General features: G+C 55.2%; 15 protein-coding genes. 9 read left to right on the top strand and 6 right to left on the bottom strand.

All coding sequences use genetic code 11. The features are described from left to right. Positions 1-2: 2 nt before the first annotated feature. The 4 genes from HG66A1_RS00190 to HG66A1_RS00175 all read right to left on the bottom strand — a co-directional run bounded on the left by HG66A1_RS00190 (position 3) and on the right by HG66A1_RS00175 (position 5,801). Positions 3-2,222: a hypothetical protein gene (locus HG66A1_RS00190; protein ID WP_145179664.1), complete on the bottom strand. Its 2,220-nt coding sequence runs from the start codon at positions 2,220-2,222 to the stop codon at positions 3-5. After that, complete coding sequence (locus HG66A1_RS00185; protein ID WP_145179662.1) at positions 2,219-2,581, bottom strand: PadR family transcriptional regulator; 363 nt, start codon at positions 2,579-2,581, stop codon at positions 2,219-2,221. Before HG66A1_RS00185 ends, HG66A1_RS00190 begins: the two co-directional genes overlap by 4 nt. Positions 2,582-2,804: 223 nt before the next feature. Next, positions 2,805-4,199 (bottom strand): DUF1501 domain-containing protein, encoded by a 1,395-nt coding sequence (locus tag HG66A1_RS00180; protein ID WP_145179660.1) that lies wholly within the window; start codon positions 4,197-4,199, stop codon positions 2,805-2,807. A 138-nt stretch (positions 4,200-4,337) separates the two neighbouring features. Further along, the gene (locus HG66A1_RS00175) at positions 4,338-5,801 is read right to left on the bottom strand and encodes a HEAT repeat domain-containing protein (protein ID WP_197996913.1); all 1,464 of its coding nucleotides are present in this window, start codon (positions 5,799-5,801) and stop codon (positions 4,338-4,340) included. A gap of 244 nt (positions 5,802-6,045) precedes the next feature. Here HG66A1_RS00175 and HG66A1_RS00170 point away from each other — a divergent pair, with 244 nt between their 5' ends. Both HG66A1_RS00170 and HG66A1_RS00165 read left to right on the top strand, forming a co-directional pair. Further along, complete coding sequence (locus HG66A1_RS00170; protein WP_145179656.1) at positions 6,046-7,506, top strand: sulfatase; 1,461 nt, start codon at positions 6,046-6,048, stop codon at positions 7,504-7,506. A 1,201-nt stretch (positions 7,507-8,707) separates the two neighbouring features. Beyond that, entirely contained in the window at positions 8,708-9,124 is a 417-nt protein-coding gene (locus HG66A1_RS00165; protein WP_145179654.1) for a response regulator transcription factor, read from the top strand. A 31-nt stretch (positions 9,125-9,155) separates the two neighbouring features. On the opposite strand, the gene HG66A1_RS00160 is transcribed toward HG66A1_RS00165, so the two are convergent. Continuing rightward, a complete protein-coding gene (locus tag HG66A1_RS00160) occupies positions 9,156-9,344 on the bottom strand; it encodes a hypothetical protein (RefSeq protein WP_145179651.1) in 189 nt (62 codons plus the stop codon). Between the two features lie 297 nt (positions 9,345-9,641). On the opposite strand from HG66A1_RS00160, the gene HG66A1_RS00155 reads away from it, so the two are divergent. From HG66A1_RS00155 to HG66A1_RS00125, 7 genes are all read left to right on the top strand, one after another. Beyond that, positions 9,642-10,811: an exo-alpha-sialidase gene (locus HG66A1_RS00155; RefSeq protein ID WP_145179650.1), complete on the top strand. Its 1,170-nt coding sequence runs from the start codon at positions 9,642-9,644 to the stop codon at positions 10,809-10,811. 165 nt (positions 10,812-10,976) lie between these two features. After that, positions 10,977-11,474 carry a DinB family protein gene (locus tag HG66A1_RS00150; RefSeq protein WP_232106722.1) on the top strand — a complete coding sequence of 166 codons (498 nt, stop codon included), beginning with the start codon at positions 10,977-10,979 and terminating at the stop codon, positions 11,472-11,474. Positions 11,475-11,794: 320 nt separating this feature from the next. Beyond that, positions 11,795-12,733 carry a DUF1559 domain-containing protein gene (locus tag HG66A1_RS00145; RefSeq protein WP_145179648.1) on the top strand — a complete coding sequence of 313 codons (939 nt, stop codon included), beginning with the start codon at positions 11,795-11,797 and terminating at the stop codon, positions 12,731-12,733. A 52-nt stretch (positions 12,734-12,785) separates the two neighbouring features. Further along, positions 12,786-13,202 carry a hypothetical protein gene (locus tag HG66A1_RS00140; RefSeq protein ID WP_145179646.1) on the top strand — a complete coding sequence of 139 codons (417 nt, stop codon included), beginning with the start codon at positions 12,786-12,788 and terminating at the stop codon, positions 13,200-13,202. Positions 13,203-13,346: 144 nt separating this feature from the next. Then, positions 13,347-14,096 carry an SGNH/GDSL hydrolase family protein gene (locus tag HG66A1_RS00135; RefSeq protein WP_145179644.1) on the top strand — a complete coding sequence of 250 codons (750 nt, stop codon included), beginning with the start codon at positions 13,347-13,349 and terminating at the stop codon, positions 14,094-14,096. Positions 14,097-14,251: 155 nt separating this feature from the next. Then, positions 14,252-15,853, top strand: coding sequence for an SLC5 family protein (locus HG66A1_RS00130; protein WP_145179642.1), 1,602 nt, complete (start codon positions 14,252-14,254; stop codon positions 15,851-15,853). Further along, positions 15,850-16,080 (top strand): hypothetical protein, encoded by a 231-nt coding sequence (locus tag HG66A1_RS00125; RefSeq protein ID WP_145179640.1) that lies wholly within the window; start codon positions 15,850-15,852, stop codon positions 16,078-16,080. Before HG66A1_RS00130 ends, HG66A1_RS00125 begins: the two co-directional genes overlap by 4 nt. Positions 16,081-16,545: 465 nt before the next feature. Here the strand turns inward: HG66A1_RS00125 and HG66A1_RS00120 are convergent, their stop codons facing one another. Next, positions 16,546-17,580 carry a hypothetical protein gene (locus HG66A1_RS00120; RefSeq protein WP_145179638.1) on the bottom strand — a complete coding sequence of 345 codons (1,035 nt, stop codon included), beginning with the start codon at positions 17,578-17,580 and terminating at the stop codon, positions 16,546-16,548. Positions 17,581-17,830: the final 250 nt, after the last annotated feature.

Below are 17,830 nucleotides of genomic sequence, written 5' to 3'. Positions count from 1 at the left end.
TCTTAACGAACATGCTCCGTAAACAGGGAATGTGCTTCCACTACAGGCCGGCCTTCCCGAACCTCATAACCCAGCGGTTCTCCTGTTCCAGGATCTACAGGCACTTCAGCCAGATATTCAGGCACGAGTGCCTGTAGCGTTGCGGGAAACTCACCTTTCTCAAAGTGAAACAGCTCAACTGCGATCAGAGTCAGAGCCACGATTTTCTGAGCCAGCGGTTTCCTGTTGGAAGTCCAGTAGCTTGAGGTCTGGTACGGCGACATCACCATTAAGGCAGGCAGATATTTGAGCCGCAACGCGGGTGAATCCATTAAGCGTTGATATTCTTCCTGATAGGCAGTCTCTGTTTCAGGTGTCCCTTTGGTGATCGCCTCCCAGAACAGTCGATTCAGAGACAGTAATTCACGCTGCATCTCTTTACGATCGGCAATCTGCAGTGCCAGGATACCCGACTTGATTTGAAATGGAATCCACTCACTTCGATCAGGCTCTCTTTGATCCTGCCAGACCAGCGACGGCATCGTGGATAATAATATCTCACGATTGTTCATTGAAATCTCTACCAGGCTCTTTAACACGTCAAAGCCAGCTGCTGTAAATCGACCGTTTCCATTTCCGTCGTCTGTATACATATACTGTAAAATATGTTTCAGGTATTCCTCGGAAGGTTCCAGGTTGAGCGCTGGTATCGGCATCTTGCTGAGCTGTTCCTGCAGGATTTTCAATTGCCGCTCATTGAACAGGTTGGGATATCGTTCAATAATCTGTGTCGCCAGTTCAGCAGCACGACCTGCCAGATCATTCGCACTAATCTGACAGATGACCCAGGGCCCTGTCTGACGATAATGGGCCGCCGCATTAATACGCGCCAGTAACAGTTCCAGACAACGTTCTGCTTCTCCCTCTTCGGCTGCCAGATAAACGGCGCCGTTCAACACGGGTATGATTTTGTAACCCAGCTCCTGGGATTGAGGCAACATTATTTGGAATCGGTTCGCGCCCGGCGGATTCATTTCATACGGCCGGTTTAATTTCCAGAACTCATCAAAACCATCGTAGTCGTCTCCCCGCGGTCGGTTTATGAATCCTAACTCCGGCAGACTGGCCGCTTGTCGGAATTGCTCGACGACTCCCTGATGTTTGTTCAAAAATGCTTTCGCTTCAGGCCAGCTCTCACTGGCAGGCCCGTCGAACGCATTCGCATTCCGCAGCTTGTCAAACTCCTCCTGTTCCCGTTTGGAAAAATCTGCCAGACCCTGCAGATACAAAGGCCACGCACGCTCCTCGCTGGGAATTGCGCGGCTCTGCTGATCCAGCTTTTCGACCGGATCAGATTTGATCGTCGGCTGAGCCACCAATAACCGCACCGTCACCACTGTCCAGGGAATCAGCAACAGAAATAACGCCACCAGCAAACTCTGCCAGGTGCGACGCCGCGCCCGCCAGGCAAACGACCGGTTCCGCAAACGCGCTCGACGAATCAGTTGCGCCGCTGTCCGAACATCGCCAAACGACTCCAGCAGTGCCGCCTCGCTCTCCCCCTTCTGCAGTCCGTCGGCAAAGTGCGTACACAATTCCAGCGCCACATCCCGTTTTTCACCCGGCCACAACTTCGACCGCTGCACCACATCCAATACGACCGACCTCAGACTTTCTGGCAACGGATATTCCAGCAACTCACCCACGGAATCCGTTGCATACACCAGGCCGCTCAAAGCGACCGCATCCCCGCAATGCGAAACAATTTCTTCCGCCGCATGTCCCGCATCCAGCTGCCAGCGTAGATTCTGGCAGACACGCCGCAACATCCTCCGGGCTGACCAGCGTTTTACACGCGGGTGGACCACAATCCGTTCCACCACGGGCCATAAACGGGCCGGCAACGGTGCATTGAAAATCCAGTCTGTCCTCCGCGTCGCACGGATCAGCGCAGCAATACTGGCCGGCTCACTCAGTTGTTCAACCAGTTGCTGTTCTGTACAACCTTCCTGAACCAGCATTCGACAGGATTGGACCAGACGCCGAGCTACTCTCCAGCGAAAATAACCCTGTAACTGCTCCGTCACACTCCGAATTGAGTCTATCAGTGGCGCAGACAATGTCCCCGTATCCAGTCGCCCCAGTGGTTCCTGGCGGCCCGTCACCCGACCGCATAGCAGATCGGAAAGCGGCGTCTGCAACACCTTTTTCCAGCCAGTCTGTTGAGCACTGTTCGCCTTCATGCTTCACCCCCCTGCAGCTTCGGTTGTGCGCCGGACAGAATTCCCAGGCTCTGCATTGCACTCGTGACGGCAATCCACTGGGCCGTATCGTTCGCCAGCCGCTTCTTACCTTTGGCGGTCAGCGAATAGTATTTCCGCTTGCGGCCGTTCTCTGCTGCCTGCCAGCTGGGGCGAATCAATCCTTGGGACTCCAGGTTGTACAACAACGGATAAAGAGTCGACTGCCCCATGTTGAGCACGCCCCCCGTCTGCTCCGACAGCGACTCCACGAGTTCATAACCGTATTTGGCTCCGTCTTCCAGCAACTTCAAAACCGCCACCGGCCCGGCACCCCGCATCAGTTCACGTTCGATTCGCATGCTGCTTCCTCCCGCTGATTCCAGTCACAGATAATGGTCTACTACATATATGCTATGCGTGACATAGTATGTATGTCAAGGTTTATCTTTCAGAGGACTCAAATGGTTGGGGCCGGCTACCCGGAATCAGTGTGTCTCATCGGAAAAGCGATCACACCGCATGCCTGAAATCAGAACAGCTTATGCAGACGCTTCGCGGCGTCAACCTCGATCTCAGCGTCATTCAGAACAGTCCGGGAATCACATCTCCGGCCGTCGCGACCTGCACCACTTCGTTGGGTACGCCCCGCGTAATCCGCAGTTCGCCCAGGTCGAACAGTGTGTGCATGATGCTGGTCACCAGGTCTTTCCGCTCAATCGGCTCGGTCTGCGGACCGCCGGCGTGTCGGTCTGACTGACCGATCACCTGCCCCATCTTGAGGCCGCCGCCACTCAGCATCAAAGGCGACAGGTTCCCCCAGTGATCGCGGCCGCCGCGGCTGTTGAGTTTGGGAGTCCGTCCCATTTCACCCGTGCAGACCAGCAGAATGTCATCGCTCAGGCCCCGCTCGTGCACGTCTTCCAGAAACGCGGAGACCGCGTGATCGAAGGGGACGCCCATGTAGTCCATGCCCTCAGCCACGCCCGCATTGTTATTGTCCGCGTGCATATCCCACACAAAATTCGTGGTGATCGTCACGAATCCGCAACCCGCTTCGCACAGACGCCGCGCCATCAGCAGCAGTTTTCCTAATGACTGTGCGTTATCGATGTACCGCTGATAATTCTTCCAGCGTTTGCTGATCGTTTCAGGACGAACCAGCGGCGCCGTATCGTAGCGTGCCACAACACGGGGATCTTCCTCCGACAAGTCAAAGGCTTTGGAAACGCCACCGAGAATCACATCAAAAGCCTGCTGCTGCAACTCCGACGAAGCGGCAAACGTATCACTTTTCTCAGCCGCCCAGCGGGCGCGATCCAGTTTCGTTAACAGCACTCTTCGATCGTCCAGGCGATTCTGCGGAATCGACAGCGTCATATTCGACTGCATGTCCCCCCCTGCTCCGGGCACGAACGGAGCATACGCACTTCCCATCTGCCCGGGGGAATCGAATTTGCCGAACTTGGTAATCGCCGGCATCATCTTTTCGTCGATGGCACGCGGATAGAGCACCGCACTCGTGGGCATTCCGTTATCAGGATGATTCGCCCCCACCACGCGGGAGTAAAGCGCACCCAGGTTGGCATCGAGCGTATCCTTGTGCACGATCGGTTTGATGTCGTGACGACTGTCCCCCGAACGATAAGAGCGGACGATCGACATCCGGTCGGCCTGTTGCGCCAGCTTGGGAAACGTCCCTCCGAACGTCACGCCGGGAATCTTCGTCGCCACCTCGCCTGTCACGCTGTGAATGCCCGACGGTGCGGTCATCTTGGGATCGAACGTCTCAATCTGGCTCGGACCGCCGTGCATGAACAGGAAGATCACCGACTTGTTCTTCAGCAGCGTTCCCGAACCCGCCGCCTGCGCCTGCAGCGACATCAGACCAGGCAGGGTCAACCCGCCCAGCGCCAGACCGCCCACGCGCAGGAATTCCCGCCGACCGTTTCGATGATTGTGATCACAGAATGAAAGCATGATTTTACCCGAGCCTAAGAAAATCGCCTGTTCTGAATATCGTCCAATATATCGACAAACGTTGATGCAATCCAGACGAAAACCCACTCTCAAGGAAAATCAACACTGTTGATACGATCCCCAGTCTGTCTTTACTAGCTACTTCCAGGGCCACCACCAGTGCCGGTTTTGAAACACGCTTTCATCTGGGGTGTTATCATTCTGAGTGGCATGTTCTTTTTCCTGCTTTAACTGTTGGAACAGGGGCTTTGCCCGCTCATCTCCCAGTTTATTCAGCCCTTCGTAGGCATGCATTCGTTCCACCTCGTCTCCCTTGACCATCCAGGCAAGCAGTGTTTCCCGCGAAGCAACACTATCCAGTTCACCCAGCATCTGCAGGATACTTCCCCGCACCAGACTGTCCGTCTCGTGTTCCAACACGGCGATCACTGTTTCAATCGCTTCCCAGGCACGAATGTCTCGCAACCCCAGCGTCGCATCATAACGGACTTTTTCATTCTGATATTCCAGCAATCTCAACAGCAGCTCCTGATCTTCCGACTTCCATTCGATGCCGTCGAGTGCATGCAGAAGAATACTTTCATTGGGAGGCACAAGAACAAGGTCTAACAGATCAAATCGAGAGAACTGCTTCGCATCTTGTAACGTTCGGAAAGCGATTTCTGTCACATCCAGATCATCATCTTGCAGACACGAGAAGACTTTTTCACTCCACCGCGCAGGGTCAAAACTCATCAGCGTCAGGATCACCGCCTGGCGTACTTCCGGCGAGGGGTCGGAAAGCTGTTCCGCCACCGCTTCCTCCGCGCCGCGCAACTTGAAGTGACGAATCATCCAACACGCACTGGCGCGAATGTCTGGATCTGTTTCCGACAGAAATGTGGGAATCAGTTCCAGCGTCTCAGCAGAGTTATCGGGGAACCTCCAGAAGGCCCTGATCGCATCCGCCTTGTCGGCAGCAGACGTCTCCGGATTCTCGAGTAGCGCCCGCAGTTCTGCCTCGGTGCCTCCCCTGCTTCTACCAAACCAGTCTGACACCTGACCCGCCAACAACTCATCTAGCCAGCGTTCGTACCAGGTCAGGAAATCAGGCTCGTGCGTGATAAACGGTGTAGAACCATCATCATCGTTGACATAGACAACTCGCCCCCGGAATTCGCCCGTGACAATTAACAGCATGTAATAAGAACAGCCCTGAGTTCCGATGTACATCGTTCCCTGATAGGGATCGGTTTCTCCAAATTCACTCTCCCAGTCAGAAGCTTGCTTCATTCTGAAATACAGCGGACAGGGAAGGTCAAGTACTTTCTCAAATGGTTCTTCGAATGGCCAGTCTAATATCTTACTCCGGATGATTGGCAGGGGCGCAATTCCATAATAGGGACCCGCGCCCCCATTCCCTGCATACAGCAAAAATGCTCTGAATTCGTCAGGCAGTTTTACTCGATATTCGTTTTCGAATTCCAGCAGCAGCCGCTCTTGAATCGGCGGATTGAGTTCAAAATGGTGCTGGTCTGATCCAAAACAACTTAGCCCCTGCGCACGCACCTGGCTTAGCTTCTCAAGAATCCGATCGATTTGTTCCTGGTGAGACGATTTCATAGGCTTATGATTCTGATTTGCGGGTCTATTCCTTTTTGTTAACGAGATTGAAAAAACAGCTGGACAGATTACCTGCTCCTCACAGAGACAGGAAAGAGCCAGAACAGGTTCTGCCGCAATGCTCTGTTCCTCCCTCATTTTCTGCACGAGAGAACAATTCAGGCATTTTCTTTCGTTGTGAACTCCGGTTATCATAATAGACTGCGGATTTCTTATCTATTTGATTCATCGAAAGGGACCCCGGATGCGCTTGCTCCTGATGATCGCTCTTCTCTGTCTCGTCTCCACACCGCTCCAGGCGGCTCAGAAACCCAACATTCTGTTCATCGCCATCGACGATCAGAACGACTGGATCGGCTGCCTCAAAGGTCACCCCCAGATCAAGACCCCGAACATCGACAAGGTCGCCTCCCGGGGAACCCTGTTTACCAACGCCCACTGCCAGTCCCCCCTCTGTAATCCCTCGCGGACCAGCCTGATGACCGGACTGCGGCCCACGACCACCGGCATCTACGGACTGGCCCCCTGGTTCCGCACCGTCGACCGTTTCAAAGATCGCGTGTCGCTCCCCCAGTACCTGGAGCAGAACGGCTACAAAACTTATAGCACCGGTAAAATTTACCACGGCGGCTACGGTCGCAAGAAGAACGATAAAGAATTCAACGTCATCGGCCCGCCCGCCGGGGTCGGCGTGAAGCCCCCTAAAAAACTGGTCAACACCCCCAACCCGCATCCTCTCGTCGACTGGGGCACCTTCCCCCACAAAGACGAAGACAAAGGGGACTGGAAGGTCGCCAGTTGGGCCGTCGATCAGTTGAATAAAAAACCGACCGAACCCTTCTTCCTCTCGGTTGGCTTTTTCCTGCCGCACGTCCCCTGCTACGCCACACAGAAATGGTTCGACCTCTACCCCGCCGACACCGTTCAGCTGCCCCCCGTGCTGGATGTCGATCGCGACGACACGCCCCGCTTCTCCTGGTACCTGCATTGGAAACTTCCTGAGCCCCGGCTCAAGTTTCTCAAGGAAGCCAACGAGTGGCACAACCTGGTACGCTCTTACCTCGCCTGCACCAGCTTTGTCGACAGCCAGGTCGGACGCGTCGTCGATGCACTTGAGAAAAACAACCTGGCGGAAAATACCATTGTCGTTATCTGGTCCGATCACGGCTGGCACCTGGGCGAGAAACTGATCACCGGCAAGAACACGCTCTGGGAACGTTCGACCCGTGTTCCCCTCATCTTCGCCGGTCCGGGTATCACTGAGGGCGCCGTCTGCAGCAAGCCGGCCGAACTCCTGGATATCTATCCCACGCTGGTCGAACTCAGCGGCCTGCCTCCCCGAACCGACCTCGAAGGGCACTCGCTGGTCCCTCAGCTCAAGGACGCCAACACGCCCCGCAAGTGGCCCGCGATCACGTCCCATAACCGCAACAACACCACGGTCCGCACGGAAAATTATCGCTATATTCACTACGCTGACGGATCGGAAGAGTTTTATGACATGCAGCAGGATCCCGCAGAATGGAAAAATCTCATCGGCGATCCCAATTATGCAAAATTGATTGAAGAACATCGCACCTGGCTTCCCACGGTCAACGAAAAGCCCGCGCCCGGCAGCAAGCATCGCATCCTGCGGTACGAAAACGGTCAGGCAAACTGGGAAGAAGAAGACATCAAAAACGATGATCCGATTCCTGAGTTGTAAGCAGTTTTTCACAGCTGAAATTCATCCTGAATTTGTACAAATGATCGCAGACAATCTGAAACAGTTTTAACTTTCACTCATGTCCTGCCGGTTACAATTTCACTCAAAAAAATCTGCCATTTTTTTGGGCACGACCATTCAAGTTCTGTCTGAAAACTTGCCGAAGTATCCGTGTATAACAACGAACCTGGAAGTAAGTTGCCGTCGATGAACCCAAGACAGTTCGCAAGAACTGAGTAGTCGTCAGTGATGCTTATGACCAGACTAAGTGTTACCTAAACACAGGAGAAATCCTCAGGGGACTGGAAGCTTGGGCTTTCCAGTCCTCTTTTTTTATGCGCCGCCAACAGAGCCACATCACGCCACGCCTCCCTTCCATAAATCTTTCTCCTCCCACATCCGACCAGGGAAACTTTTTCACCTGATCAAACTGAAAAGATTGAACTTGATCGACGGTTCGCAAAGCATAAAGTATTGCAATTGTGCTTCGCGCGCGAGGCGGACGATGCGTGCACTGGAACACCGCGAACCAGTGACGCAGCAGCACCTGAATCGACGTCGAATTTTCCACCTTTTCACCGGAACATCCGGCACCGGTTCTACATGTCCCGTAACATTTCAATTCATTTCGGAGCACACTCAGAGCATTTCGGAGCAAATTCAACATCAACTCACCCTCTTTCACAGCGGAAGCACAGCACATTCCCTCTTGACCCCCTCACGCCGTTCTACAAAATGCTTCCACATGACAAACATTCAAAAACATTGATTCAAGCGGCACGGTTTTAACCGTTGATGATGGCCATCTTATTTCCGTCGTAGGGGCGACCCTATGTGGTCGCCCACCTGGCAGGTCACAAACCACTCACAGGATCACCCAGGCCTCAGAGAAAACTCACAATTCGGGCCAAGCGCAGCGGGCCGGAAACGGTCAGTGTTGCATTCAAAAAAAGAACGTCATTCGAATCGAACAAGAAAAGTGTTCCCTGCTCGAACCATTATCCACATCGGCGTCAGTCAGGAGAGCTGAATCGACGGCAGCTGTCCGCAAAAGATCAGTGATCACCCATCGATATACATAAACACTAACACTGTCATAAGTTCAGTTAAATCGGACCAAAATATCAGTTTACAGGTCTGGCCTGAAAAACTATAAATCCCGCCTGACAGGTTGGACTGTTAAACGGATTAAAATTCACCGATGCAACGACTGCAGAAACTGCCAGAGTATTACCAGCCGCGCGTCTATATCGTCGAGGATGACGAGGCGGTCAGGGACTCCTGCGCCATGCTGATCCAGAGCAGCGGATTGAGTGTGGAAGCCTTTTCCTCCGCCGAGGAGTTCTTGCGCAGCACAGCCGCCGATTCCTGTGGCTGTCTGCTCACCGATCTCCAGTTGACCGGCTGCAATGGACTGGAGCTGTTAAAACAGATGAAGTCCGCCGGCTACCGCCTGCCCGCGATTCTGGTCTCAGGCTCTCTGGATCCAACTACCACAGGCTGCGCCGTCGAAGAAGGCGCGTTCGCCATCCTGGAGAAACCGTACCCGGTGCAATCACTGCGGGAAGCCGTGATCACCGCCATCGAAAACGATTCCCAACAGCGTACCTGTAAATAAGCGACACAACCTCAGCGGGCAAACTCCCCCTCTACCGCATCCGACTCGCCTGGTACAGCTGCTTATGCCCCCGCGCTTCAAACTCCGCCACCATCTGCCGCGCCGCCGCTTCACTGAGCCCCTCAGCCATCACAAACCGGTTCCCATCATCCCCCTGCCGCCAGACGGACCACTGGCCTGTGTTTAAAGCATCTCTGTTCTCGGTTTGATCGTCGTTCATTCTGGTCTTCTTAATTACAATGTTCGGTTATAGCCTGCGGCAATCTCCCAGCCCATCAGCGAGAACATCTCTGCCATGTCTATGACACAGTAGAAGCGATTCAGGATCCATTGTAATTTCCAGAGGAACTATTTTAGACTCATCATAGCCTGTCACACTTCAATTAATTTTCGTGTATTTCGTACCTTTCGTGGTTCATCATTCCATCCATTCTCACCCTCACCTCCCGACCATGTTATAATCGAAACTGAATTCATCTACGCAAACTCATTCTCATACTCACACAAGGCACACCACATGAAGCTACTCACCCTGGTTGTGGCGACACTCCTTGCTCTGGCTCCGCTCCACGCGGACGAACCTGCCCTTTACCCGCTCTGGGACGACAGCCGGCCCCTGCCCGCCGCCGCGGATATTCCGGAACTCAAGAACGTCCGCTTTGAAGTCATCAAGAAATGGGACCAGCCCCGCGACGGCTACACCTTTCTGCACGGCGTCGGACTCTGCTGGCACAAGGGAAAACTCTACGCCTCCTTCGGCCACAATAAGGGCCAGGAAAACACCGTCGGCGAGGAAGCCCAGTACCGCGTCAGCAGCGACGACGGCAAGACCTGGAGTGATCTCCAGCTGATCGACGCCGGCGACGAAGAGAATCTCGCCGTCAGTCATGGCGTCTTCCTCTCACACCAGGGAACGCTCTGGGCTTTTCAGGGTGCCTACTATAACCACATGCAGAAGATTCACACCCGCGCCTATTCGCTTGATGAGAAAACCGGCACCTGGAAAAAACACGGCATCATTATTGAGAACGGTTTCTGGCCCATGAATCAGCCGGTCCGGTTGCAGAACGGCAACTGGATCATGCCCGGCCTCACCGGCGGCCCCTACGCAGGGGATCGCGTCTTCCCCGCCGCCGTCGCCATCAGCCATGGTGACGACCTCACGAAATGGGACTACGTGCAGATCCCCGCTACGAAAAACATCACTCGCATGTGGGGCGAATGTGCGCTCTGGCTCGATGGCCAGCGCGTGTTCAATCTCGCCCGCTACGGAGGCGGCGCCCAGGCCCTCCTCGCCATCAGCGAAGATCAGGGACAGACCTGGTCCCCCTCCCGCGTGAGCAACCTGCCCATGGCCCCCTCCAAACCGGTCACCGGCATCCTCAGTAACGGGCAACGCTACCTGGTCAGCAACAGTGCTCAAGGCATCGGCGGTCGGCGGTCCCCCCTGACCATCGCCGTCTCCCGTCCGGGTGAAAACGTCTTCTCGAAAATCTACGTCATCCGGCGGTCCCTGCGCCCCGCTCAGCCCGGAGAATCCGCCAAACGACTGAGCCTCTCCTACCCCTGCGCCATCGAACACAACGGCAAGCTGTATGTCGGCTACTCCAACAACGGCGGCCGCCGCGCCAATCTCAATAGCGCCGAGCTGGCTGTGATTCCCCTCGCAGAACTTACCGCGGACTAATGATTTCTTTCGTGCATTTCGTGTCTTTCGTGGTTCTTCATTAATCAAGAATTGAATCTCCCGATCAGTTCAACGGACCCGGAATATCCTCTCATTATTGACGACCCGCGTCCCGCCGACTACCTTATTAATAGCGTTTATGTTTCTCTCACCAGAAAATCCGGAGTGCACCGCGCCATGTTCGAAAATGAAATCGCTCTCAACCAGTTGCAGATGAAACAATTCGAAACCATCATGGCCGATCTCCCGGAAGAGACGCTCTTCATGCCCGGACAGGGGCACGGCCATCCCCCCGCCTGGATCCTCGGCCACCTGGCCATCGTCGGGGAAATGGGGCAGACCTTCCTCGGCGGTAAACTGACACACTCCTTCTGGGTGCAGGCGTTTGGCCCCGGCTCTAACGATGAAGTCCAGCCCGACGAAGGACTCAAACGCGCCCCGCTGATCGCTGCGGTCCTCAATGCCTACGAAACTCTGCGTTCGCTCGCCTCCCAGGCATCGCCCGCGGATCTCGAAAAGCCACACGGCATCGAACTCTTCGATGGCACTCCGGTCCAGACGGTCGGCCACGCGGTCGCGCTGATCCTCACCAGCCACTTCGGCTTCCACCTCGCCCAGCTCTCCAGCTGTCGACGTGACCTCGGTCAGGGGTATCTGTTCTAAGTCCACAGTCTGCACGCGTTACCAGCAATCAGTCTGTCTGCGATCCTCCAGGCCTGAGTCTCCACAGAGAACCTGCGCCTGCATCACGCTAAACTTTCTCTCCGAAAACGAATCATTCAAAAATAAATAAGATTATGCGAAAACTATTTGACATTGGCGCCAAAGAATACTACCAATATAACATTGGTGCCAGAATCAAATATGAAATTAGCTTCACTCCCTTCTTACCGGCACCAGCTTCGACTGTGTTGTAATCACGATTCTGCCTGTCATTCTGCTCCGAATGGCGGGAGTTCTGTTATTCTGACCGGAGGTAAGTGATGAGTTCAGCCAGGTTCCCCCGTCGTGCGTTTACGTTGATTGAGTTGCTGGTCGTCATCGCCATCATTGCGATTTTGATCGCTCTACTCCTGCCGGCAGTACAACAGGCCCGCGAAGCAGCCCGTCGCTCGACCTGCAAAAATAATCTCAAACAGCTGGGTATCGCCCTGCACGGCTATCACGAAGCCCACGGTTCCCTGCCTCCGAATTCCAACGGCGGACCCAACAATCTCCCCAACGGTTTCAGTTGGCGGGTCATGATTCTGCCCCTCATCGATCAGGGACCCCTGTATAACAAATTCAACTTCAGCCTCCGCATCACCGAGCCGACTCACCTGGAACTCTGCCAGACCATCCTCCCGGTTTACCTCTGTCCCAGCGATCCGACATCAGCCATCAAAAGTGATCTGCACACCAACTGGTGCTTTCCCGGGAATGCGACCGGAGCCAGCGGTACCGTTGGTTCGTCAGGCAACTGTGACCCCTCGGGCGGCCCTTATACCCAGACCGCCGCGGTAACCACTTACACGGGCGTCGCCGGTCTGCACCCCGATAACGGACCGGGGGGCCTGTTCCGCCGCCGACAAACCAAAGTCGTTCGCTTCCGCGATATGACCGACGGCGTTTCCAATACGCTGGCCGTCGGGGAAAGCTCGCCGAAATATAACCCGTTCAGCGCCTGGGTCTCCAGCGACAGTCCGGTGCCTACCGCGTATGCCATCAACAGTTCCTCATTGCTCTGCGGACCCTCGCCCTGTCAGTATCCCAGCATCGGCTGGCCACAGACCACCGCCTCTCAGAGTTTCCACGAAGGGGGCGCCCATTTCCTGGTCGGTGATGGCAGTGTGCATTTCCTGAGTGAAAACATGGACCTGCAGGTGTTCCAGCAGCTGGGTCACATATCCGACGGCTTACCCACGGGCGGCCTGCCTCAGTAACAGTCGGTTCACTTTCAGCGCCTGCGGAACTTTATTGACGGGACAGAGACAGATGACTTGCAGACACCTTCAACGCGTTCTGGGACTACTGCTTATCCTGAGTGTCGGCACCGGCTGTGGCGCCAACGCAGATCGCAAACCCACCGGTCAGGTGGAAGGGAAAGTCGTCTGTCAGAACCAGGACCTCAAGACGGGAACGGTGATGTTCTTCCCTGTTGACGGCGGCAAACACGCGGTGGGAATGATCGGCCAGGACGGAAACTACTCGCTCTCGACCTACGAAACCGGCGACGGTGCGATCCTGGGCAAACACAAAGTCGTGGTGCTGGTCTCCTATGAAAACCCGGATGGCAGCACCGTACCGGACGATGTCCCCCGCGTGCCCGACAAATACCTGAGTAAGGAAACCACGCCGCTCGTGGTCGACGTCAACGGCGAACGCAATTCCATTCTGCTCGACCTGGAATGAACCCTCACGCGCGAGCAACACGTTCTTTGCACTTCGGAATTGCATGCCTCCCCGACATAGTTTAGTCTGAAGACACGCGCTGACACTCAGCTTCCCCCGCGGAGCAACATCATTCACACCGCATCCGAAACAGGGCTTTCCACCATGATTCACCGCGCTGCCACCTTTCTGCTGACCTGCACACTGCTGACAGGCATGCATTTCACTACAGACAGCCTCTCCGCTGCGGAGCCGGCGACCATCGTCACCTTCGGCGATTCCACCACCGCCACCCGCGGTCCGCTGGTCGTCTATTCCATGATCCTCGCCAAAGAACTGCCGCAGCAGGGGGTTCCCGTCAAAGTGATCAATGCCGGCATCGGCGGTAACACCACACAGAACGCCATCGCCCGGTTCGAGAAAGACGTGCTGGCCAAGCAGCCTGATCTGGTCGTCATTCAGTTCGGCATCAACGATTCCGCCGTCGACGTCTGGAAAGATCCCCCCGCGAAAGCCTCGCGCGTTTCACAGAAACAGTACGAGGCCAACCTCCGTTCCCTCATCGATCAGCTGCAGCAACGTGATATCAAGGTCATCCTGATGACTTCGAATTCGCTCCGCTGGATTCCGCGTATTAAAAAACTGTATGGCAAGCCGCCTTACAATTCCGATGATCCCCAGGGCTTCAACCTTTTTCTGAAAGACTACGCCCAGTCGGTCCGTGAGATCGCCCGCGAGAAACAGGTCCCGCTGGTTGACATCTACACCGCCTTTGAAGAGTTCGACAAGCATCCCGATCAGTCCACCGATGACCTGCTGCTCGACGGCATGCATCCCAACACCGCCGGCCAGCGGAAAGTCGCCGATCTGCTGATTCCCCAGATCAAAAAAACACTCGCAGCGTCGCAGAAATAATCACCCGCCGGGCTCTCTCATGAAATCCCCGGTGTTGAGTCGATTTTTCCTGCGAGACGCTGTATGGTGGAATCAACAGGCCCCAACGCTCGTGAGTGCCTGCAGTATCAACCTGTCTTCTTCCCAGGCCACAATGCTACCAGGGTGAGATCCTTATGCAGACACTGTCGTCTCTCGATTACGCCGTCATCTTCGCCTATCTGATCGGAACGCTGGGGCTGGGACTCTACATCGGCTCCAAGATTAAAACCGGTTCGGATTACTTTCTCGCCGGTCGCCGCCTCCCCTGGTGGGCCATCGGCATGTCACTTGTCGCGACCGACATCGGTGCCGTGGACATCATCGGCACCGGAGGCGCTGCCTTCTCGCATGGTCTCGCTGTTGGTAACTTCGAATGGATTGGCTGCGTTCCCGCAATGATCATCGGGGCATTCGTGTTCATTCCCTTTTTCTGGCGGAGTGGCGTAACCACGATTCCCGAATACATGGAACGGCGGTTTAACGTCTCTGTCCGTTCCGCGCTGGCCCTCTGCTGGATCATCTTCATGGCCTGCAACCTCGGCATCATGCTCCTGGCCTCTGCGAAAATGATGAGCCTGCACCTGGGCATGAGCGTCGATGCCTGCATCTATCTCACCGCGGTCCTCGTCGGCATCTATACCATCTCCGGCGGACTCGCCGCCGTGGTCTACACCGACATGATTCAGTGCATCATCATGATCGGCGGTTGCCTGCTGGTCCTGGTGATCGGCATCATCGATGTCGGCGGTATCGACGAATTTCAGGCCAAGATCAGAGAACGGGAACTGGCCCAGAAAATGGAACCCGTGGATGGCGTGGCAATGGAACAGGCTCCTGAAACAGAAGAGGAGGACCTGCTGCACACCTCGCTGATCCTGCCCGCTGATGCAGACACACCCTTCCCCTGGACCGGGATCTTCTTCGGCCTGGCTCTGATTCTGAGCCCCGCTTACTGGATCGGTAACCAGGCCATCGTGCAGCGTTCGTTAGGGGCCGCCAGTGAATTCGAAGCCAAGGCCGCGTATGTCTGGGGAGCCCTGCTTAAAAATCTGGTCCCGGTCGTCGTCGCGGTGCCCGGCCTGATCGCCTTTATCAAATTCCCCGAACTGACCGATGGAGACCAGGCCTTCCCCGAACTGATTTCACATCTGCTGCCTGTCGGTCTTAAAGGGCTGTTTCTCGCCGCGTTCCTGGCAGCGCTGATGTCCAGCATCGACTCGTATCTCAACTCCGCCTCGACCATCGTCTCCAACGACTTTTACAAACGCTTCTATCGCCGGGACGCCAGCGATGTCTCCCTGCTCATGGTAGGTCGCGTGGTCACGTTTTTGCTCGTGATCTGGGCCGTCGGCTTTTCCTTCTTCCTGATGAACCGCAGCGAAGGCATCTACACCATTTTCCAGACGCTGATGGCCTTCTTCCAGGGACCCGCATTCGCTCTGCTGATTACCGGCCTGCTCTGGAGACGGGCGACCGGCATCGCCGCCCTGACCGGATTCCTCGTCGGCGTCTGTTTCTCGATCACCCTGTTCGCCTTGAATCAGCCCGACGTCTACACCGCCCTGGGCCTCGAGCCCCTGTTCCAGATCTCCGAACCGTTCCTCTACTTTTCGATCTGGGCGTTTGTCGTTTCATTCTCGCTGATTGTAATCATCAGCCTGTGTACCAAACCCGAGCCCAAAGAAAAAATCGACGGCCTGGTCTTCAGTCTCCAGCCCCAGAGAGGTGAAGCATGACCCCACTGCATCACATTGGAAATTTCGTCCGCGATCTGGTCGTCCAGATTCCCCTCTGGTGCGTACGGGCCCTGTTTGTCGGCACACTGATCGCCGTCCTGGTCTGGGTCCTGAGTCTCCCCCGCGAAAACACAACCCCGGAAAATGCCACCCACTGGTACCAGAACCTCAAAGTCTGGGCCGGCCTCGCATTAACGATTCAGATCCTGATCTACAGTTTGTTCTGATTGAGTGAAGAACTGTAATCGAGAAGTAGGGGCGACCCTGCGTGGTCGCCCGCCTGGCAGCATTCAAATCCAACTCACTCTCTCAAGGGGCCCAGAGAACCTCCTCAAAACAATGGGTAAGCCCGGATGCAATCCGGGCCGAGCGCAGCGAGCAGGAGGTCTCAGCTCACTCTGACATTCCACAACAGAGCATCGAATCAAGCTCTAACAGGTTCGGGGACACGTCCCCTTTGAAGAATGAGCAGGAAACGGACTGTGTTGCATTTAACCAATTCTCTTGTGTAGGGGCGACCCTGCGTGGTCGCCCGCGCTATCGATACAGTGATATGAACTCCTTTTCGAGGATTTTTCTGTTTCCATGAGAAGGAGACAATCATCCGCACGTCTCCAGGCGGGCGGGCACATAGGCCCGCGCCCTACAGCAAATGAGATCGAATTCTGTTTCTGAATCGCATGCAACCCCGGTTACTCCACACGAGCCTGTCGCCGGGAATACAACAGAAAGCTGATCAAGGGCACCACGATCAGCAGGGCCAGCACGATCAGTGTGGAAATGATCCAGTGAGAACCATCCATCAGTTTTTCAAATGCCGTCTGCTTGACGTAATATTTTTCTTCCACAAGCAGATCTGAAACATGGTAACCGACCGGAATATTCAGGACGAAGATCGCTTCATCGATCCCCCCCTGTGACACCTCGGTGACGTTGATCTCCAGGCCCAGTTTCACCTGCCCCTGCTTGTCTGGATCGTCAGCTGGACCGTAATAATCCTTGCGCCGAATCCGTTGCGGAATCCAGAAGTCTGTCGAGGGATCGACGAGGCGATAGCTGAGTACCCGCGTTTCCACGGGGTGCGGCTCACCCGGACCGGACGTCATCTCACGTTTGTGAACGTATTCGCCATGGTCCAACGAAATCCAGATATCATCGCCCGGCTTCTGTAGATGCACGCACCGCTCACCGTCAATCTCTTCTATTCCCGCGACGTGGTAGTCTCCCCTCGCAAAGCACTCCGGAACGGTCGGTTCCTGTGTGAAGGGCACTCCATCACGATAGAACTGGTGTCCCTCAGCCATGTGGAGATACTTGTAATAGTCTGAATGGCCAGACGAAAAGAAAAATCGCGCCGGGTAGATGGTCGCTTTCTGACTCTGCGGATCCAGGGCAACGGTCCGGTGATGCAGGAAATCGTAAACGGATGTCCGATGAAACAGCGAACCGTCTTCCACGTTCACGCCCGTCACATCGATATACAGTTCAGGCCACTTGATGATATTGCAGATCGTGGCGTTCCCGGACAATCCAAATTCGAACTCCGGATTTGCAAAGGCCCCCAACGTATACGTCAGCGAAAGCCCCTGCGAATCCCGCAGCAGCCTGTCCTTCGTATCCTGAATCCGCCGGGTGATCGACTCAATCGTGAGCGCTTCTGTCTCTCCTCTTTCATCACACCAGCCCCGACTGAAGCTGCAGACAAAAACCGCCACGAAACACAGCAAGCACAGACCCTGCTTCACAAATTTCGAGCAACCACGGTAAACCATTCTCTTCCGTTTCCTTTTGCAGGAATCTCACGTAGGGGCGACCCTGTGTGGTCGCCCGCCTGGCAGCATTCAAATCCAACTCACTCTCACAATGTGCCAGGCAAATATCATCGAATCAGAGGGTAAGCCCGAATAAAATTCGGGCCGAGCGCAGCGAGCAGGAGGTCTCAGCTCACTCTGACATTCCACAACAGAGTAACGAATC

Origin of the sequence: Gimesia chilikensis (genome assembly GCF_007744075.1) — a bacterium.
Lineage (GTDB): Bacteria > Planctomycetota > Planctomycetia > Planctomycetales > Planctomycetaceae > Gimesia > Gimesia chilikensis_A.
Note: the sequence above shows the minus strand (reverse complement) of the source record. Positions and strands in the feature narration are given on the sequence as shown.

What these genes read in the sequence shown, in the direction of transcription:
- HG66A1_RS00190 (WP_145179664.1), bottom strand. Translation starts at nt 2,222, where the DNA reads ATGAAGGCGAACAGTGCTCAACAGACTGGCTGGAAAAAGGTGTTGCAG.
- HG66A1_RS00185 (WP_145179662.1), bottom strand. Translation starts at nt 2,581, where the DNA reads ATGCGAATCGAACGTGAACTGATGCGGGGTGCCGGGCCGGTGGCGGTT.
- HG66A1_RS00180 (WP_145179660.1), bottom strand. Translation starts at nt 4,199, where the DNA reads ATGCTTTCATTCTGTGATCACAATCATCGAAACGGTCGGCGGGAATTC.
- HG66A1_RS00175 (WP_197996913.1), bottom strand. Translation starts at nt 5,801, where the DNA reads ATGAAATCGTCTCACCAGGAACAAATCGATCGGATTCTTGAGAAGCTA.
- HG66A1_RS00170 (WP_145179656.1), top strand. Translation starts at nt 6,046, where the DNA reads ATGCGCTTGCTCCTGATGATCGCTCTTCTCTGTCTCGTCTCCACACCG.
- HG66A1_RS00165 (WP_145179654.1), top strand. Translation starts at nt 8,708, where the DNA reads ATGCAACGACTGCAGAAACTGCCAGAGTATTACCAGCCGCGCGTCTAT.
- HG66A1_RS00160 (WP_145179651.1), bottom strand. Translation starts at nt 9,344, where the DNA reads ATGAACGACGATCAAACCGAGAACAGAGATGCTTTAAACACAGGCCAG.
- HG66A1_RS00155 (WP_145179650.1), top strand. Translation starts at nt 9,642, where the DNA reads ATGAAGCTACTCACCCTGGTTGTGGCGACACTCCTTGCTCTGGCTCCG.
- HG66A1_RS00145 (WP_145179648.1), top strand. Translation starts at nt 11,795, where the DNA reads ATGAGTTCAGCCAGGTTCCCCCGTCGTGCGTTTACGTTGATTGAGTTG.
- HG66A1_RS00140 (WP_145179646.1), top strand. Translation starts at nt 12,786, where the DNA reads ATGACTTGCAGACACCTTCAACGCGTTCTGGGACTACTGCTTATCCTG.
- HG66A1_RS00135 (WP_145179644.1), top strand. Translation starts at nt 13,347, where the DNA reads ATGATTCACCGCGCTGCCACCTTTCTGCTGACCTGCACACTGCTGACA.
- HG66A1_RS00130 (WP_145179642.1), top strand. Translation starts at nt 14,252, where the DNA reads ATGCAGACACTGTCGTCTCTCGATTACGCCGTCATCTTCGCCTATCTG.
- HG66A1_RS00125 (WP_145179640.1), top strand. Translation starts at nt 15,850, where the DNA reads ATGACCCCACTGCATCACATTGGAAATTTCGTCCGCGATCTGGTCGTC.